This is a genomic window from Alcanivorax sp. HI0083 (assembly GCF_001635175.1).
Genome location: NZ_LWFX01001317.1, coordinates 1 through 2,160 on the forward strand (window position 1 = coordinate 1; position 2,160 = coordinate 2,160).

The 2,160-nt window shown below is 52.5% G+C and carries 1 protein-coding gene and 1 pseudogene; both read left to right on the plus strand.

The genetic code is table 11. From position 1 onward, the window contains the following. Positions 1–283: pseudogene (locus A3754_RS19660) on the plus strand (IS4 family transposase); the annotation flags it as partial. A gap of 262 nt (positions 284–545) precedes the next feature. Then, positions 546–1,886 (plus strand): site-specific integrase, encoded by a 1,341-nt coding sequence (locus tag A3754_RS19665; protein ID WP_062817548.1) that lies wholly within the window; start codon positions 546–548, stop codon positions 1,884–1,886. The last annotated feature ends 274 nt before the right edge of the window (positions 1,887–2,160 follow it).

Below are 2,160 nucleotides of genomic sequence, written 5' to 3' on the forward strand. Positions count from 1 at the left end.
GGCGTATAACGTGATCCGTCGGGAAGCCAGTCAGGCGGCAGTGGCTCATGGCCAGGACCCGTCGCGTATCCGCTTCAAGTTCGCCTATCAGTACATCGCCGCGCAGTTGATCGTGATGGCGGCGGCTCAGCCGCTATCGCGCACGGGCGCACGCTTGGCGGAACTCAGAGCGGGGATCGGTAACCTGTTGTTGGAGGACCGTTCCCGACCTTCCAGGCCGAGAACGGTCAAAATCTCCAAGACCCGCTATCCCGTCGATCGTAATGCCGCTCCTCTTAAGTGAACGGCATTACGGCAGTTGCCGAGCTTTTTATACGACCTAATTTGGTCGGGACGGGAGGATTCGAACCTCCTACCCCTTGCACCCCATAAAGGTTACAGCTTGTCCGTCGCCGTCCAACAGAATCTACAAACCATTAAATATCAGTAAGTTAGTTAAAAATACATCTTTGCATTGTCCAACAACGTCCACTAGAATCCACCGAAAGCGATTGAGAAACGGTGACGGAACGGTGACGGAACGGTGACGAGATTTCGGAGCATACATGGGCATCATCACAGATAGACACCTCACTCCAAAAGAGCCCAAAGATGCCTGGCTAACCGAAGACGGCCCACGTGGGCATGGTCGATTCATGGTCAGACTTCAGCCAAACGGGAAGCATCTCTTCTACTTCCGTTACAGTGACCAGACAGGTAAACGCCAGTTTCACCCGCTTGGAGTTTACTCACGCACTGGCACCACCGGGCTCACTCTCAAGCAAGCCCGCACCCAAGCCAGCGAGTTATCGCGGCTCTACGTCTCAGGCATCAAGAACATTGGAGAGCACCTTAACTCAGAACGGGCCGCTCGAGAGGCCGCTAGGCAAGCAGAGCTATCACGCCTTGAGCAAGAAGCGGCACAAAAAGAGGCCGAGGCCGCTGCACTGGCTTCTCGGCAAACCGTTTCCCAGCTCTTTGAGCGATGGATGGAAATTGACGTGTCACACCGGAAAGACAAGGGTACAGAAGTCCGGCGCATGTTCGAGAAGGACGTTCTCCCCCTCATTGGCCAAGTCTTTGTCGCAGACATCCGTAAAGGGCACATCACTCAGGTGACAGATGCCATGGCGGCACGGGGTGTCACCCGCATGGTGAAAGTCGTATTCAGCCTGATGCGACAGATGTTCCGCTTTGCCGTGGACCGAGACATCATTGAATTCGACCCCAGCAGCAGTATTCGGAAAGCCAAAATCGGAGGTAAGGAGACTGAACGTGACCGAGTGCTATCCGAGGACGAGATTCGACAACTGACAAACGCCCTACCCTCTGCCAACCTGCTGAAAACCTCTGAATTGGCTGTCTGGATAGCACTTTCCACCTGTTGCCGCATTGGTGAACTTCTGGCGGCACGCTGGGAGTATATTGACCTAGAGCAAAGAACTTGGCTTATTCCTGCCGAAAACAGCAAGAACGGCAAGCCTCATCAAGTACACCTGTCAGCCTTTTCTGTCAGTTTCTTCCAACAGCTGCAGGAAATGACAGGCCTGTCCCCATGGTGCTACCCGAACAGAGCGGAAACCGGCCCTCTCTGCTCAAAAACCATAACCAAGCAGCTTTCTGACCGACAGCGCCCGTCAAATAGTGGCACCATGAGCAATCGCACTAACAACGCGCAAGCTCTTTGTTTACCCGGTGGCAAGTGGACACCTCACGACCTTCGCAGAACCGGCGCAACCATGATGACCGCTCTAGGCGTACTTCCTGAAGTCGCAGAACGCTGCCTGAACCACACCGAAGAAAATAGGGTTAAAAGGACCTATCAACGCCATAGCTATACCAAGGAATGCAGCGAGGCTTGGGAGAAATTGGGCTCCCGGCTCCAGGATCTGACAGAACCAAGATGATAGCTGATGCGTTAAATGAGAGTTTTCGCTCCAAGTGACATCTAGAGCTCAACTAAGCATTCAGGCTACCTACTCTTTCTATGAAGAATATACTCACATATTTGACCCACGCCTAAATAACACGCCTATTATTGAATTCTGACAGCCAGCAATCGACATTAGTCTAAACAGGATTGGGCTATTTTCCGCAAAATAGTCGCTTTCCTCACCATAGATCAATTCCCCAGCGTTTTACCAAGAAAGCAAGCAGAGCAAAACAAAACACGGTCAAAAA